This is a genomic window from Nocardia sp. NPDC059229 (genome assembly GCF_042754165.1).
Lineage (GTDB): Bacteria > Actinomycetota > Actinomycetes > Mycobacteriales > Mycobacteriaceae > Nocardia.
The window spans coordinates 1-16,647 of the sequence record NZ_JBHZAK010000026.1 but is presented as its reverse complement, the minus strand read 5'-3'; the positions used below and the strand labels follow the sequence as shown (position 1 = coordinate 16,647).

The following is a 16,647-nucleotide window of genomic DNA, read 5'->3' as shown; positions in this document are numbered from 1 at the left end:
GTATCGATTCAGCCGCCCACGGTCCACATGAGGAATTGTTTCGCCGTGAAGATCGGCTTGCCGTATGCGATCGCCGTCTTGGCCTTTCCCGACTGCGATCCTGCCTCTGCGGTGATCAGGGCATCACATTTGCTCTTGGTGACAGTCTTCACCGGTACGAGTCCACGCGCTGCGGCAAGGCTTTCCATCTCGCTTCGGGTCCGCTCGTTCCCCTCCTCGTCGATGCATTCTCCGGTAAAGCAGACTCGAACACCCGCGACGAGAACGGTATTGATGTCCTGTTTGATGACATCGAAGTCGGGGGCGACGATGCTGTGTCCGAGGCGGACCTCAAGTTCACAGACAAGCCTGTAGGTTCGGTCGTCCATATGGACCTGCTGGGCTTTGGTGCGCAGATACTCTGCCAGGACCTGCTCGGGAGTCGAGGAGGAGCAGACAAGACCACCGGCCTGAAAACAATCCGCGCCGAAACCTCGTGAGAGGAGGTATCCAGTTCGGGGTTCCGCCGGGGGAAAGACGTCGGCGGCACTCGTATCCGCCAGCGAGCGCCTCGAAATATCCTGCACGGCGTGGGCTCGGTCGAGGGCCCGAAAGGCGTTGAGCCGCCGCCAGTCCAACTCCGACAGGTTCGAGCTGTCGAGCTCGATACCGAGCGGCATGGGGGCGACATAGCCGTTGCGCTTGAGCTCGTAGTCGAGGTATCCGAGGTGTAGGTCGATATCGAGGCCGATCGGAGTTCGCCCGGCCAAGTGAGGAGCCATCGCAGCCCATGCCTCGACTAGCAAAGGCGCGAGCTGCACATCGCCCGCGGTGATTCCGTAGGCACTGCGGGCGTCACCGAGATCGCGGGTGGGGTTGATCAACGACGTGATCTCGGTGCCGTCGTCAGTCACCAGCGCGATCTCCACCGGCCGCGGCTTCCACGCCCGCCCTTCATCACCAACGGTGCAGATACCGAGATACACATTCCCGCGCGGCCGCCCTTCGGGTCTACCTGACCGAAGAAACCGGCGAATTCGCTGATCCACCTTGAGGTCTCGGGGTTGAACCGCACGCCGCAGCACCAAGCCGTCCATTGATGTGCATCGGCTGAGCGCCACATACAGCTGCCCGTCGGCGAAAGTCCCTCCGCTGAGGTCCACTACGAGACGGTCCAGCGTCTGGCCCTGACTCTTGTGGATCGTGATGGCCCACGCCAGGCGGAACGGCAACTGGGTATACGTTCCGATCACCTCATGGCGGAGAGCCCCGCTCTCGAAGACCGGCCGAGTGACCTCCCAGACGTGCGAGCCCACCTCAACCTCGCCGCCGTCAGGAAGTTCGACCGTGACGACCGGATCGCCGCGGTCGACGCGGCACCCCGTGATCCGCCCGATGGTTCCGTTCACCCATCGATCGCCCGAGTCATTGGTCAGGAGCATGATCTGCGCCCCGACCTTATACGCGAGGTCGTCGTCGGTCGGGCTGTCGAATCCGTCCAAATCGCCTGTCGCCGTGGCTCTATGGTGTGACGCAAAGCCGGGGAGTCGGTCGAGCATCTCCCGGTTCCGGGCGCTCGCTATGCGATTGGTCGTAGTCAAAGTCAGCCAGAACTCGTCAACCGGGGGCCGGAATGTTTCATCGGTTCGCGAGTTCAGTTCCGTTCGAGCCCCGTCCAGCAGAGCTCCCTCACGCACAGCGTTGAGGATATCGACGAGCCGCGAGTCGCCAATCTGGCGGAAGACGGTGGTGAGCTCGACCGTAGGGAAGTGCTTGCGACTGTAGTTGTCAGCGGAAAAGAAGTACGGAGTGGCGTACCTCGTATGGAAGTACTCCTTCTCGCCCTCGGTCACCACCGGCGGCAGCTGGAACAGATCGCCGACTAGCACCAACTGGACCCCACCAAAGCGGGTTCCGGGCTTGGGCCCGAACCGTTCCAACGCGGCAGCCAGGCAGTCGAACAGGTCGGCCCGCACCATCGATGCCTCGTCGATGATCAGCGTATCGAGCTTGCGCAGGATGGGAGTGAACCGACCCGGAGAGTAGCTGCCCGACCGGACATTCTCGGGCGTGGTTGTCGGTCGAAACGCGAACAGCCGGTGGATCGTGTAACCCTCGACATTGAGAGCAGCGATACCCGTGGGTGCAGCCACGACCACGTTCCTGGTCGTAATCGCGAGGAACCGGCGAATCAGGGTGGACTTGCCAGTACCCGCCCTACCGGTGAGGAAAAGGTTCTCGCCCCGCTCCAAGCGCGACAGCGCATCCTTGAACTCGCCGGTAAGCGTGAGACCGGCGGTACCCTCGACGACCAATCAATGCCCCCAATTCCTTCCACGGAGCCCATCGCAGACTGATCTCTCCAGCCAGCCCGCCGGCTACACCCGCATGATGCTCGAATATCCGTACAGATCAGTATGTTTCGTCGTGCCATCGAGCCACGGAAGTAAAGGCGGGCGATTCCGAGGCTGGTGGCCGATCCATTGCCGCCAGTAGGACTATGCCATCGTCTAGTAGGCATCAATCCTGGCCTGAATCGGTCAGCCTATCGGTCAAGCATTCACGAACGCCCTTGAGGCGCACTGCAACGCGTACCGTCCGCCGTGCGGAGTTGTTGCGGCGATCTACATCTGAGCAGTGCCACCATGCGAGGGAGCACTGGACATGGATCTCCGCCTTCAGCTCTCACACCGTCGCCATCACTCCTACATGACCGAGTGACAGACACGGCTACCGGACATTTCGGGCAATGCTCCAACCGCAGTAACACCGACCCACACGCACTCCGATCCCACGCACACACACCATCGACTGTCACGGGAGAGCCATGCTCGGCTTCGCAATTGTCGATCGCCAACCAGCCGCCTACGCCACCGCTGTCTGGCTGACCAGCCGCACCGGAAGCACCAGCGTGAACAACACCAACGCGGTAGTCATCTCACACGGCGATCCCGACTACGACACGAAGGTCCGCGCGCTTACGGCAGGCCGATCGGTCGTGCTCACCACCGACACCGTGCCGCCCGTCAGCTTCGCGCACGCCGTCCACGTCGACGCGTTCGACGAACTGGTCAAGCGGACCGCGATCCACCAGGACCGCATCTGCGAGGCGATCAGCGAGTACAACTCTCGCAACCGCAAAGACCTTGTAATCCCGAGCTTTCTGCCAGCACCAATACTCACCTCACCGAAAGGGGACGAACCGCAGTATCGCGCTCTGGCAGTAGCCGACTACATCGGCCAAGCGTGGGCGGCGTGGCTGTTCACCGAAGAGCAACGGCACCGCCGTACAACAGCACCCAAAACGGGCGAAAGCCCATGGATCATGCCGACGGAACTGAATAGCCAGACCATCGCGGTCCTCCCCGATGAGTTCGTGGACCGCGTCCGGCCGGAACCGGTGGGCTGATGTTCAACTACACAGCCATCGACTTCGAGACCGCGAACTCGTATCGGGGATCGCCTTGCGCAGTCGGTCTCGTCCGTGTCCGAGACGGAATCGTGGTGGACGAACGCAGCTCGCTGATCCGTCCCCCGGAGGGGGTCGACTACTTCGACACGTTCAACACTGCGCTGCATCACATCAGCGAGGAAGCCGTCGCGGATTCGCCAAGGTGGGAGGAGATCCTGCCGGCGCTTATCGACTACATCGGCGACGACGTCATTGTTGCCCACAATGCGGGATTCGATATCGGCGTCATCCGATATGCCTGCGCGGTCGACCAAATCGACTGGCCGGGCCTACGATTCCTGTGCACGATGGTTCTGTCTCGCCGAGCCCTGTCACTGCCTTCGTATCGGCTTCCGGCTTCCGTACGTTCTGGAGTCACTCGGCGGGTCGATCGACAACCATCACGATCCACTTGCGGACGCCAGAGCCGTGGTGGATGTGGTTCGCGGGCTGGCCCGAAAGCAAAACGCTGATGACCTTGACGAGTTGGCCGGTTCGGTCGGCGTGCGCATCGGCACGATGGCCCCCGGCATTTACAAAGGCAGCGTTGCGATTTCCGGAGCCACCGGATCCCGACTTGTCCAACCTGAACTCGACCCGAACGCAGACCCAGAGGGCTACCTTTACGGCAGAGTCGTCGTTTTCACCGGCCAACTGATGTCCATGACCCGGCAGATCGCCTGGCAGGAGTGCGCTCGAATCGGCGCGCTGGCCAACAAAGGTGTCACAACGAAAACGAACGTCCTCGTCGTGGGCGACATCAACCCTGCCGTGCTCCGTCCAGGTTCGAACATCACCGGCAAGGCCCGCAAAGCATTCGAGCTTCAGGATAAGGGCCAAGACATCGAGGTCATGACCGAGGACGATTTCCTCAGATGCCACGAAGGCAAACCGCTCGACCAGATCGCCATGGGCGGTGAGACGAACGTACCGAGTCGCCAATCTCGGACACCGATGAGTGCGAAGGGCAGCGCAGTTTCAGCGTGAATCCCGGCACCGACCGGTGGGCCATCGGCGTGAAGTTCGACGTGGTGCCCGATCTGTGGACCCCACAGCGGGCCATGCCGGTGAACGCCCACGCAACAGGCCGAAGAATCGCGCCGACGGAGGACAGGTTGATTTGAGTCGCGAACGGCGTGACGGCGATGCGCGAGGCTACCCGCAACGGTTCGATTCCCTCCGCGCCCACTGGAACAGTCGTTCAAACGGGACTGCTGCATGGATAGGTGACAACCTGTCACCTGATCGTGCAGCAGTCCCTTCTGGTACTCGTTTGCCGGGCTTGGCGTTCCACGGGCGCTTCCAGTCCCCGATCACGACGTCGGCTACGAGATGCTTCGCGTCGGATGTCCCCGCAGGATCGCTCCAGGGCCAGCAGTATCGGGCAGCCAATCGCGCAGTACCGCCGTGCTGTTCACTCTGATTCCGCAGCCACTCCTCCATCGCATCCGGGTTCGCGGCTGCGGCAACCTGGAAGTCGTCGTCGGTGCCGGCGGTCAGGCGGTTCCAGCTGATCGGGGGAAGCTGTTCCAGGCCGAGCAACCGCCGAACCCATTCGTCGAAGGCATCCGAACCGCCACAACGGAATTGACCGTCCAACCGGACTACCTCGACCTTGCATCCGGCTGCGGTTCCCGCGGCAGTGATCTCGTCGAGCGAGCCCATCTCTCCGGGGCGCACGATCTGGTTCTCGTCGAGCAGGAACACTGGTACCCAGGCGACGTCGATCAGCTCGTCTATCTGCCGACCGGCCAGAGCCCGCTTTTCCTTTCCAGTCCAACGATTCACGCTGTTCTCACGAACACGATGAGCCTCGTCGCAGATCAGTACGTCGAGTTCTCGCGGCTCTGCGCCGACATAGTTGTTGAAGTACTTGAACATCGTCTTGACGCGTCCATTGCGACTGCCGGCTACCTTGCGCATCGTGTTGGTGAACGCGCTTGATCCGGTGGCGTGGTGAACTTTTCGCCCCTGTCGCGAAAGCTCGCCTAACAAGCTCAGCGCGATCACGCTCTTGCCGGAGCCCGGCCCGCCGAGAACAACCACGACGGTCTGAGTCCGCTGCGCCCGAGCGGTCGCCACAGCCTGCTCGACCAGCTGGTAGGCCACCCGCTGCTCGTCGAGCAGGACGAACTGCTCGCGATCTTGAATCTCCTTGGCAGCAAGTTTCAATAGCGGCTTGCTCGGTCCATGCGCGAATCGCAGGAATCGGTCCGCGGACCCACGTGCATGATCACGTCCAGCTGCCACGTCGAGCAGGGAGCGCAGATGCTCGACCAGCTCGGACTTGAAGTCCTCCGTGAACATGCGACCGAACCGGTCGGGCCGGTACCCCATGAGCGACGGAATGTCAGCGGATGTCGCATTATGCAGGTATGCGATGCCATGCACTGCCTGCGGCAGATCTGCGAGCACTGGTGTCGAGTCGACGAGGTATTGACAGTAAGCCCGGACCTGTGCAACCGGATGCAACACAGGATCCGCATAGGCATCGATTGAAACCACGTCGGCGGCAAGAAGTTCCGCCTTCGACCGTTGCTTGAGCTCGACCAGTACATAGCTGACGTCTCCGGTGCGTGGGTGCACACCACATAGGACAACGTCCACACGTTTCGGACTATGCGGCAGCTTGTGCTCGAGCAACACCTCGACATCGCCCAGACCTGCGTCGACGAGTTCGGTCAATAGGGGCGGCAGGCTGCGCATCCAGGAACGGACCTCGCTGGCCCCCACCTGATGTTCCCACTGATGCCGGGCCTGCTCGCTCAGTAGCTGATGCAGGCGACCAGCCTGTGCTTCCGTGAGCAGATAGCGAGCACTTCCACGAATCAGAGCCACTTTGCCTTCCCCACCTGGGCGCGCGAAATCGACGTGCGGGTGGAGGCAACGACGAAGTGGCCTTCGGTGCCCGGCGGGCCGCAGAGATCAGATTAGCGAAGGGTGCCGACAACCCACTGCGACGACCACGATCAGATTCCGTCCGGCGATGGACAGTTCCGCGTGTGAGGTTCATGCCCGTTCGGGTGGCAGCAACGGGGCGGGCTAGTTCTCCTAAGCACGTGGGCGCGGAATCGCGCGCCGCGCCTGTTCCCGATCGGCGAGGATTTGCCGGCGACGCAGAGCCATCGCGTCCGCGGTCGAGTTCGCGCTGCGGACAGCTTCATAGACCGCGAGGGCGTCCTCCAGAGCATCGCGAGCACCAACTCCGGCTGCGGGAGTGATTGCGTGATCGGAGTCCCCGACGAGCAGAACCGGCGTACTTGGCGCGGCTGCACCCTCGAGGGAGACGTCGCGGGCATTGCTGACATGCACCGAATCTGTAAGTGCGAGCAGGGTTTCAAGGATCTCGCGGTTGGACGGGGCAGCCTCGAGCACGGTGTCGGCCCATTCGCCGACCGGGCGGAAGCCGAGATCGTCGGCGTCGAGTGGCGGACGTGGAATGCGCAGGAACCACAGGGCGGTGGTGTTCTCAGCGCGGCTCCAGACATGCCCGAACGTGCTGCCGAGGCCGCCGAGCTCGGGAATCTCGGCGTAGAAGTGCAGGACATCGGGAGGCGTGGGCAATTCCAACCCGGCCGTGGTCATGCCGTACAACACGACATCTCCGGCGTAGGTGGGGCGACGATGCGGTTCCAGGCCGGCGCGCACGACCGAATCGATACCATCCGCGCCGATGAGCAATGAATCGATGGCGATGGTCTCACCGCCGCGGTGGACTACCGCCGCCCCGCCATCCAGGGTCACGTTGGTGACTGCGGCCCCTGCGAGCACCTCGGTGCCGGACCCGTCCAAGAATTCGGTCAGGACGCCGATCAGGTTGCGGCGCAGCCAGAACCGGTGACCCTGACCCATTCGACTGGAATGCACGCCGGCGCTGTTGGTGTAGTCCAGGCCATGCACCGGATGCGAGGCAGCATGCAGGGCATCCCGGTCCAGTCCGAGCCCGGTCAGCGCGTCATGTCCGCGCTGGTCCAGAAACAGGAACGCACCGCCGCCAGCGGAGCCCGCCGATTGTTGTTCGTAGAGCGTCACTTTGTCCTGGGCGCGAGCCAGCGCACCTGCGAGCGCGATGCCAGCGATGCCGCCGCCGATGATGGTCGTCATTCGGATCTCCTGTGCGGTAATCAATCTGGGATATTCCGGCCGGAGGTGATCAGCCATCTCGACCACTTCGCGCCGACCATTCGCAAGCCTATCCACGATGTGCCCTTGACCGGCAGACGATCTCGACGGTCTCCAGGGTTCGCTTGGGTGTGGGCGCTCGTAAGCTGGTCGACGCACCGTGGCATGTCCGTTCGGGGGATAGCCCGGCCCGCCGTGCCAGCTGGAGCTGGAGCTGGAGCTGGAGCTGGAGCTGGAGCTGGAGCTGGAGACCAGCCATCCCATCACACGGTCGTTCATCGCGCCTAATAGCAGGCGTATCGTGAATTCTCTTTTGTGCCAAGTCATGTGACGGTCCGTGACAATCGATACTGTGACCAAGACGACCACGATGCCATCGTAATATGTTGCAAGACACAGGAACTCGTCTCCGGAATGAATCGCTCCACCGTCAACGACGATCGGTCGGCCTCATCGCCGGAGCGACGAGAAAAGGGGATTCCGGTGGCGGATATGCAGTTTGAGCAGCGGCGACGGTGGGTCGAGCGGGAGTTGGGGGAACTGTCGTTCCTGGATGCGGTACACCGGCGGTTCCTGTCGGTTCCGTTGATGCGAAGTGGCTGGCATGTGCTGGTCGATCGGCAGGGCGGGTTCGGCGATCCGGAGCGGGTTGACGCGTTCGCGATCGGACCCACGGGCGTGTTCGCATTCATGTTCACGGACACGGTTCCGGCAACGTCGAGTGTGAGACGAGCTCGTCACCGCGCCGAGGAGACATTCGCGAATCTCGGGGTGGGACGCAGCCAATACGTGCCGCACATGATCGAGCTACTGATGCTCATGGACAGGGCAGCGGACTTCGGTCCGGAGGCTTCGTTCTCGACGGTGGACTTGAACAGCATCCCGCGTGCGCTCTTCGGGGGAGAAGTGCGGCTCACCAGAAAGCGGGCCCGGGAGATCGCGGACACGGTCGCCGCACGAAGTCACAGGTACGAACTGCTTTCGACCGACGAGGCCCCGGCGGCCGCAGCCGCGCAGGTCACCGAGGGCTTGTTCGCAGCCGCCGACTTGCGCGAGGACGCTCGCACCAAGATGCTGGGGCGTCCCTTCCACGAGTGGATGATCTTTCTCGATCCGAGTCAGCAGGACCTGGTGATCCGCAACTACAACGGGCCGGCTCGGTTCAGCGGACCCGCCGGAACCGGGAAAACCGTTGTGGCCCTGCATCGAATGGCGCGATTCGCCAAGCACAATCCCGGCCGGCTGCTGTTCACCAGCTTTGTGCGCAACCTGCCGGAGTACCACCGGTCCGGATTCGTCCGACTGGCGCCACACGCCGGGGATCGGGCCGAATTCGTTGGCCTCTACGGGTGGACCATGGGGTTCCTCAAGGATCGCGCGGTCGAATTCACCTTGGACAACAGCGCTGCCGAGACCGCGTTCAGCCAGGCGTGGAAGGACCATGCGCGCGGGTCGCTCGAATCCGTCGAATCCAATCCTGGCTACTGGAAGGACGAGATCCAGCGCGTGATCAAGGGCCGCGGGATCACCACGCTGACGCAGTACCAGTCCATCGATCGCACCGGCCGCAACGGCATCAGCCTCGGCGACGCACGCCGGAAGATCGTCTGGGAGCGACTGTTCCAGCCGTATCAGGATTGGCTCGCGCAACGCGGCGTCTGCGATTTCATGGATGTGATCACCATGGCAATCGAGGAGCTGCGGGCCGCACCACTCGACGATCCGTTTGGGCTGGTCGTCGTCGACGAAGTGCAGGACTTCACGCTGCTGGAGCTGCGGCTGGTTCACCAGATCGCCGGCGGCGAACCTACCGCCCAGCTGCTGCTCGTGGGAGACGGCCAACAGCAGGTCTACGCCGGCGGTTGGCGGTTGTCCGATGCCGGGATTCCCATTGTCGGGCGTGGCGCGGTGCTCGACACCAACTATCGCAATCGGGCAGCGGTGCACGAATATGCCAAACGCATCGATGCCGGAAACACCGTCGACGACCTCGATGGCGCACCAGGCTTCGCCCTGCGCGACACGGAAGTCGTATTGCCCGGGGGCACAGCGAAATCCGAGACTTTCCCGCGCCGGGAGGCTGAGGCTCGGCTGGTTCGAGCGATCAAGGACTCCCGGCTTCTTCTGGCCGACATCGCGGTCATCCTCAACACGAATAGAGAAATCGGCCGAGCCTCGGCGGCTCTCCGCCGAGCGGCGATCCCCACGGTCTCCCTCGAAAGCTTCGACGGCACTTACCAGGAAGCAGTCAAGATCGGCACAGTCCATCGAGCCAAAGGCATGGACTTCGCCGGCGTCTTCCACCTCACCGACGCGCCGAAGCCCGCCTCGACACCACTCACGGGCGCCGAACGTGACCGTGCGGATCTGGCCGCGAGACAACGCATGGTCGCGCTGACCCGAGCACGCGACTACCTCTGGATCGGATTCATGCAAGACTGACCCGCCGCAATCCCATGTCTCAAGACACCACGCTGCCGAGACTGCCACCCGGCCGAAACGATCCCTACTGGAGGGGACGTTCCCAAGCCTTCCCGGGGCACCCGGCCTCCAACCCGCCGAACCCAATGCCAATCGGGAGGGTCCGGACAACATCACAACAATCGCACATCGGTTCCTGGGGCTCTGTCGTCCTCATAGAATCTGACCTGGGGATCTGCTTCGTGGATGGTCTTCGTCGCAGAGATCTGATCGGCTCGGCGCTGGCCGTGGGCCAGTGCGAGCTGTCTGCAAAGGGTTCTGACTTCCTCGGTCAATTCCTTGATTCGGTTGTGCGCCAGTTCGAGGCGACACTGCCAAGATTCCTCGCTGGTGGCCTGCACGGTTCGGCTCTTGTTGTGTTCAGGTTGGTCGCGGGGGCGCAGGCGGCGGGTCTCGCCGAAATCCCGTTGGCCGTCCTCATTTTCGTGCGGGCGCGCCTGATGATCCTCGGCATCGCCCGCGTCACCGCCAGTGCCCTGGGCGAGCCCGAACCGACATCCCTGCACGGCACGCCGCTGCTCGTCCAACTCGCCGATGCTCCGGACGCGGTCCGCCCGCCCTGAGCATCGGCCTGACACTCAATTGCTCGGCGGGAACTGCCCCTTCGCCACCACCTTGCCACCCGAGAGTGTGAAGGTCACCACGCTGGGGCCGCCGCTCGGGCAGCACAGGGCGTCACTGGATTTCGCCCACTTGTACTGCACCGAGACGGTATTCGTGGTCTTTCCGATGACCTCGGTGTAGCCGTAGGGGTTGGACGTCGCGGTACCCAGGTAGGTGCCGTTGGTGAAGAACAGGACATGGGTGTATGGGTGAATATTGCCCGATTCCACCGTCATCCACGACAGCACGCCATCGCAGCCCGCCGAGATCGGGTCATTGCTCGCCGACGGATTGCCCCATCCGCCGTTCGCGGTCGAGGCGAGACTCTTGATCGCCGAGTTGGCGAGCCCGGAATTGAGGTCGAAGCACAGTCCGTGGCCGCTGCCGTTGGGTGCCGGATTCGTGGTCACCGGCACGATCGTGGGCTGCGACGTGTCGGTCGCGGCACTGGTGGCAGGTGCGGGCTGCGGCGAATTGGCATCGCCCGCAGATGGATTGCCGCCCTGGCCGCCCGGGGCCTGGGCGGGAGGCGGAGCCGACTGGTTACCCTGCGGCGGCACGGTCGTCCCCTGGGATGCGGCGACTGTCGTGCTCGCTGTTCCCGCCTGGGTCGACGAGCTGCCGGAGCATCCGCTCGCGGACGCCACGAGGACGGTGGCGAACGCGGCGAACAGCACTGATCTGGCCTTCATATTTCTCCTCGCATCGATACGCCATCCCCGACTTCCATCCAAACGGAAGGACAAACTGGTCATCGGGTCCAGTCAGGCAGGCGTTACCGGAGCGTTTGTGGGCGTGATGCCCCAAAAGTCAGGGGCGCGAACACAATTCACCCAGACGGCTGAGAAGCTTCGGACGGCGACGCTACGACAGTCAATCCCGAACAAACAATCGGCCACAGCCCTCGTGGACACCCCGAGCGAAACCACTAACGCATACCCCAGGCTGGTTGTATTCGGCTGGGAGGAAGCCGTATTGGTCGCAAGGGGATCTGGCAACCCGACACCGTCCGCGTGGGGCGCAGTAACGCGCCGGCGCTCGTCACCAAGGCCACCCGTCAGCTCGGGCCTTCGGCCTTCGAGGATCTCACGATCTGTCGTTCGATCGATGTGCCGATTGCCAGGCTTGGCATCGGGTCGGCAAACCGGGCGGCGGACCCCGTGAGCGTCCACGGGTGGGCGGGCAGCTGGGGGCCGAGTAGCGTGCTCGCTATGCCTCAGCGCGATATGGATCCCGTCATCGAGCAAATGCTGGCGCAGCTGCATCCCGATGATCTGAAAGCGCTGATCGGGCAGTTGATGGAGGGCCCCCGCGAGGCGGAAGAGGTGCTGGTGCCCTCTCGACGCCGACCGCGGCGGGAGCAGGCGATGACCTATCGCGTTCGCATCGATCTCGTGGATACCGAACCGCCTGTGTGGCGGCGGCTCGAGCTCTCGTCCGGACTGTTTCTCGACGAACTGCATGCGGCCATTCAGGCCGCGTTCGGCTGGACCGACAGTCACTTGCATCAATTCGGCAGCGGGCCAGCGTATTACGACCGACGCACGGAGTACTACCTGTGCGCGTTCCAAGCCGACGAGGGTGAGCCGGGGATCCCCGAAGAGCAAGTCCGTTTGGATGAGGTGCTGGTCGACGTCGGCGACATCTTGTACTACCTTTACGACTTCGGCGACGACTGGCAGCACGTCATCGAGTTGGAGGCCGTGTCGCCGCGCGAGCCCGGCGCTGCTCGCGCAGTGTGCACGGACGGCCGAAGGCCAGGTCCGCCGGAGGACTGCGGCGGTGTCGGAGGATACGAATTGATCATTGCGGCAACTGATCCCGCACATCCTGAGCATCGTCAGGCGGTGGCCGAGTTCCGGAGTCTGTACGGCGAGGACATCGATCAGAACTACTACTCGCCGGTACCCTTCGACCTCGACACGATCAACGAGCGCCTCACCGCCATCGACCTGGAGATTCCCGCCGACCGGGAGCCCGGGCCGATCGATAGCACAGACGCCGATCTGCCTGAGCTGATGCGCGACGTCGTCATACTCCAGCGGACAGCACCGCCGCCGGCTCGAAATCAATTGCGACAGCTGATCGATCGTGTACAGCTCGGCATCCCGGTACACATCGACGAGGAAATCGCTTCCGACGCGGTACGCCCCTATCGCTGCCTCATCGAGCATCTCGGAACCAGCGGCATCGCCCTGACCGGAGCCGGATATCTTCCACCGGCCGTCGTGGCGTCCATCTTCCGCGAGCTGAGCATGGACGAGGACTGGATCGGAAAGGGCAATCGCGAAGACCTGACTCCACCCGTGGCACAGCTGCGAGCGTCGGCGCAGCAGATGGGCCTGGTGCGCAAATACCGGGGCAAGCTGTCGGCCACAACGAAAGGCCGTGCACTCCGCAATGACCCGATTGCGTTGTGGTGGCACCTGGCAACGAAGACCGGTGAACAGATCGGCAAGTACGGGGACGAGCCAGCCCTGCTGTATCTCATGGCAATCGCTGCCGGTGTGACCGATGGTGTCGACCGCATGGTCGCCGACCTCCTGACCGCCACAGGCTGGCGGCTCGCTGACGGGACCCCGCTCGAGACGATGGACATCACGTCCGCGGTCGGGCACATGAGCGATGTGTTCGAGCGGATGAACCTCTTACGGCGGGACCGCACCACATTCGGACGCCAGTTCAGTTCACACGCAGCCGAGTTCGCGCGGTCGATACTGTTGCGGTAGGTGTCCGAAGAATGGTCACCCCACTCGTTGTGCGAGATGATTGAGACGGCAACTACGCGGACACCTGCCCGGAGTGCTTACCGCTGAGCAAGTCACACCTGCCGGACACCATGCAAGACTGACCGGCCGCAATCCCGACCCTCGAGACACCACGCTGCCGAGACTGCTGCCCAGCCCCGGTCAGTATGCTTCCCCGAGTGGTGACGAAAGCCGAAACCACCGTCATCGTAAGGGGGAAGAATGCCCGCTGAACCGACCGACGACGGCCAGCTCGACGCACTGCGGCGGAAGAAGGAGCGGCTGGAAGCCGAGAATGCCCGGCTGACTGCGGAGTTGGCGGCGGTCACGGCGGAATTTGCGGGTTTTCAGCAGCCTCCCGAGAAGATCGCCCAGGACTTCGAGCGGGAGGCCGCGGCGGGCGAACCTTTGGACCGAGCACAGAACCTCAACGAGGCCGCCTCGTATTGGGCGATGGCCGGAGACTACGACAAAGCACGGCGGCGGTATCTGGACGCCATCGCCGACGGCGGTCCGGTCGCCGCCGACGCGCGCGTCTGGTATGCGACATTCCTGCTCGAGCACGGCGACGAGGAGGAGGCCTACGACCTGCTCGAGGTGGTATTCGCCGAGGGATCCGACGACTACCAGGTGTACGAGATTGCCGGCGAGGCCTTCGCGGAGCACGGGGATCTCGAGGAAGCACTGCGCTGGTTCGAATCGGGACTCGAGCGGGTGCGGATGTCCGCAGCAGACGATGACGCCCGGGAATCCTTGACACGATTCCGGCTGGCATCGGGTCGCGCCCGCATCCGCGAACTGCTCGGACTTCCGGAGGACGAGACTGACTTGGGCGTCGACCAACACCGCGCGCGCGTGATCGCCGATCTGACCCAACGCGACCTCCCCGCGAAGCCCGTACGAACCGCTGTCCTGTTCTTCCCGGAACACGAATTCGCACAAGCCATTCGGCGATGGCCGGCCATGCACGCCTACGACACCTTCGACGAGCACCGCGCGGCGGTGGAACACTCCCTGCGTGAGCTCGAGCCGGGACGGTCGCCACGGGTGATCACCACGACCGTCGATGGGCTCGCCGAATACGCGGCCCGAACCAACGCCAACCCCGAACTACCCACTACGCGAGCCGCTTTCGCGACACAACTCGTCGACACCACCCACCACGCCGCACCCTGGCCACCCGGCCGAAATGACCCCTGCTGGTGCGGTTCCGACCGCAAGTACAAGAAGTGCTGCGGGCGACCGGACTGAGATCCCGCCGATGACGCGCTCGACGCGCGGACCGAGCGCGAGGGACCTTCCCGGTTGCACCCGGCCGCCAACCCGCCGAGTCCCGTGCAAATCGGGAGGGTCCGGACGACATCACAACAATCGCACACACATTCGATCCGACGCGATAGCTTCATCGCATGGTCGGCTCCAAACACGAAGCGATGCACCGGCTCTTCCAACGCCACCCGGATGTATTCGGCCGCGCGTTCGACGCGCTGAATCTGCCGTTCCCCAAACCGAATACCGTGGCACTGTTGCCCAACGATCTCACTGAGATCGAACCGCTGGAGCGGCGCGTGGACACACTCCTACGCGTCGACACCGACGAAGGCCCATTCCTGCTACTGGTGGAGGCTCAGAGCCGAGACGACAAGCGCAAGCCGAGCGCCTGGGCCTACTACCTCGCCCACGTCCACGCGAAGTACGACCTGCACCCGGTCCTGCTCGTCGTATGCCAGGACGCCGCGACCGCGGCATGGGCCGCCGGTCCACAGCATATCGGCCCACGCCAGTGGGCCAGCCTCGTCGTCAGGCCCCTGGTCCTGGGCCCGCACAACGTGCGGCCGGTAACCGATCTACAGGAGGCGGTCAGCGATATTCCGCTGGCCACCCTCTCCGCGATCACCCATGCCAACGACCCTGGCATCGGTGACATACTGAAAACGCTGGCCACCGCATTGCAAAGAGTCGACGAGGACGACGCACTGATCTTCGCCGAACTCACTGAACTCGGGTTGGGCAAAAGCCCGGCCGGACGACTCTGGAGGCAGTTGATGACCGTGGACCTCTCCTTTTTCCGCTCCGAAACCTCCCAGCGCCTGCGCGCGCAGGCCCGCACTGAGGGACATGCCGAGGGGCTCGCTGAAGGACTCGCTGAAGGACGTGCGGAGGGGCTTGCCGTAGCCGTCATTCACACACTGGAGCGAAACGGAATCACCATCACCGCCGCGGTCCGTGAGCGCATCATGTCCTGCACAGAACCCGAACGTCTCCTCGATTGGCTGGACAAATCCATCACGGCCAGCACCGTCGACAGCCTCTTCGAGGACCCTGCATAACCTGCCGGATTACGGTGTCAGGTGCAGATGACCTCTCGCTAGGAGACAGAACTCGACCGTGGTGACGGGTGGACCGAACCCGTCACCACGACTGATCGACACCGATCGAGCCGCACACCTGCCCCTCGGCCGTCACGCTCGCTCCTCTGGAAGGTCTCTGATGTCGTATTGCCTGGCGGCTCGGTGAGATCCGAGACGTTGGCATAGGCGGTGGTCATCCGATCTGAGGTTGTGCCGGCACCTAGGATGCTCGGGTTTGCCGGGCTGCTGAGATCGGCCGGCCGCGGTGGTACGTGAGGATCTGGTCGGGGGTGCGGTGGCGGCGCAGGATGAGGTCGAGGGCCTGGGGGAAGGTGGGGCCCAGGAGGTGGAGGGCCAGGATGCCGTCGGCGACGACGTTGCCGTTGTCGAGCATCAGGAGAAAGGTTGTGCCGGTGGCGTTGGCGGCTAGGGGGGTCATGCGGTGGCCGAGGGCTGATTCGAAGTCGGCGTAGCGGTCGTACATGCCGTTGGCTACATCGATGGGGTCGAAGAAGATGGGGTCGGGAGGCCACAGGGCGCCGGCGAGGTCCGGGGGGCGGATGGCGAGGTTGCCGAAGGATTCGAGGGTTGATGCCGCGGGGCGGGAGACGTGGAAGCCTTCGGCTTCCAGGCGGTCGATCCATTCGGTGATATCAACTCGGCGGGAGGGTGTCCAGCCAGCGGCGGTGAGAGCCTGTGACGTGATTGGATTCGGCCAATAGAAGCGCATAGAGACTATTCGGTGCTGAATCGCTTTGGGCACGTATCGATTTGGTTGACCTGTGCCTGGATACGCAGAAGGCCCCGACCAAATGGTCGGGGCCTTCGCGAAGGATGTTCCGGCGGTGTCCTACTCTCCCACACCCTGTCGAGTGCAGTACCATCGGCGCAGGTGGCCTTAGCTTCCGGGTTC

At 63.5% G+C, this 16,647-nt stretch carries 13 protein-coding genes; 8 read left to right on the top strand and 5 right to left on the bottom strand.

What is annotated here, in order from left to right:
* Window positions 1–8 precede the first annotated feature (8 nt).
* Complete coding sequence (locus ACFXHE_RS37845; RefSeq protein WP_379389579.1) at window positions 9–2,294, bottom strand: AAA family ATPase; 2,286 nt, start codon at window positions 2,292–2,294, stop codon at window positions 9–11.
* Window positions 2,295–2,806: 512 nt separating this feature from the next.
* Between ACFXHE_RS37845 and ACFXHE_RS37840 the strand changes: the two genes are divergently transcribed.
* From ACFXHE_RS37840 to ACFXHE_RS37830, 3 genes are read left to right on the top strand one after another with little or no spacing between them, the layout of a single operon-like run.
* Window positions 2,807–3,388 (top strand): hypothetical protein, encoded by a 582-nt coding sequence (locus ACFXHE_RS37840; protein ID WP_379389577.1) that lies wholly within the window; start codon window positions 2,807–2,809, stop codon window positions 3,386–3,388.
* Window positions 3,388–3,903 (top strand): exonuclease domain-containing protein, encoded by a 516-nt coding sequence (locus ACFXHE_RS37835; protein ID WP_379389575.1) that lies wholly within the window; start codon window positions 3,388–3,390, stop codon window positions 3,901–3,903. Before ACFXHE_RS37840 ends, ACFXHE_RS37835 begins: the two co-directional genes overlap by 1 nt.
* Window positions 3,860–4,417, top strand: coding sequence for a BRCT domain-containing protein (locus ACFXHE_RS37830; RefSeq protein WP_379389574.1), 558 nt, complete (start codon window positions 3,860–3,862; stop codon window positions 4,415–4,417). The genes ACFXHE_RS37835 and ACFXHE_RS37830 overlap by 44 nt, the downstream gene beginning before the upstream one ends.
* 168 nt (window positions 4,418–4,585) lie before the next feature.
* On the opposite strand, the gene ACFXHE_RS37825 is transcribed toward ACFXHE_RS37830, so the two are convergent.
* Complete coding sequence (locus ACFXHE_RS37825; RefSeq protein ID WP_379389572.1) at window positions 4,586–6,268, bottom strand: DNA/RNA helicase domain-containing protein; 1,683 nt, start codon at window positions 6,266–6,268, stop codon at window positions 4,586–4,588.
* Window positions 6,269–6,481: 213 nt separating this feature from the next.
* On the bottom strand, window positions 6,482–7,534 hold the full coding sequence (locus ACFXHE_RS37820; protein WP_379389570.1) for an FAD-dependent oxidoreductase: 1,053 nt from the start codon (window positions 7,532–7,534) through the stop codon (window positions 6,482–6,484).
* Between the two features lie 510 nt (window positions 7,535–8,044).
* On the opposite strand from ACFXHE_RS37820, the gene ACFXHE_RS37815 reads away from it, so the two are divergent.
* A complete protein-coding gene (locus ACFXHE_RS37815; protein ID WP_379389568.1) occupies window positions 8,045–9,994 on the top strand; it encodes a UvrD-helicase domain-containing protein in 1,950 nt (649 codons plus the stop codon).
* Window positions 9,995–10,389: 395 nt separating this feature from the next.
* Complete coding sequence (locus tag ACFXHE_RS37810; protein WP_379389566.1) at window positions 10,390–10,596, top strand: hypothetical protein; 207 nt, start codon at window positions 10,390–10,392, stop codon at window positions 10,594–10,596.
* Between the two features lie 15 nt (window positions 10,597–10,611).
* On the opposite strand, the gene ACFXHE_RS37805 is transcribed toward ACFXHE_RS37810, so the two are convergent.
* Complete coding sequence (locus ACFXHE_RS37805) at window positions 10,612–11,328, bottom strand: LppP/LprE family lipoprotein (RefSeq protein ID WP_379389564.1); 717 nt, start codon at window positions 11,326–11,328, stop codon at window positions 10,612–10,614.
* Between the two features lie 321 nt (window positions 11,329–11,649).
* On the opposite strand from ACFXHE_RS37805, the gene ACFXHE_RS37800 reads away from it, so the two are divergent.
* From ACFXHE_RS37800 to ACFXHE_RS37790, 3 genes are all read left to right on the top strand, one after another.
* Window positions 11,650–13,365 carry a plasmid pRiA4b ORF-3 family protein gene (locus ACFXHE_RS37800; RefSeq protein WP_379389562.1) on the top strand — a complete coding sequence of 572 codons (1,716 nt, stop codon included), beginning with the start codon at window positions 11,650–11,652 and terminating at the stop codon, window positions 13,363–13,365.
* Window positions 13,366–13,605: 240 nt separating this feature from the next.
* A complete protein-coding gene (locus tag ACFXHE_RS37795; RefSeq protein WP_379389560.1) occupies window positions 13,606–14,634 on the top strand; it encodes an SEC-C metal-binding domain-containing protein in 1,029 nt (342 codons plus the stop codon).
* A gap of 158 nt (window positions 14,635–14,792) precedes the next feature.
* The gene (locus ACFXHE_RS37790; RefSeq protein WP_379389558.1) at window positions 14,793–15,713 is read left to right on the top strand and encodes a hypothetical protein; all 921 of its coding nucleotides are present in this window, start codon (window positions 14,793–14,795) and stop codon (window positions 15,711–15,713) included.
* Between the two features lie 241 nt (window positions 15,714–15,954).
* Here ACFXHE_RS37790 and ACFXHE_RS37785 read toward each other — a convergent pair whose 3' ends face one another.
* Window positions 15,955–16,464, bottom strand: coding sequence for an SUKH-3 domain-containing protein (locus ACFXHE_RS37785; RefSeq protein WP_379389556.1), 510 nt, complete (start codon window positions 16,462–16,464; stop codon window positions 15,955–15,957).
* Window positions 16,465–16,647 lie beyond the last annotated feature (183 nt).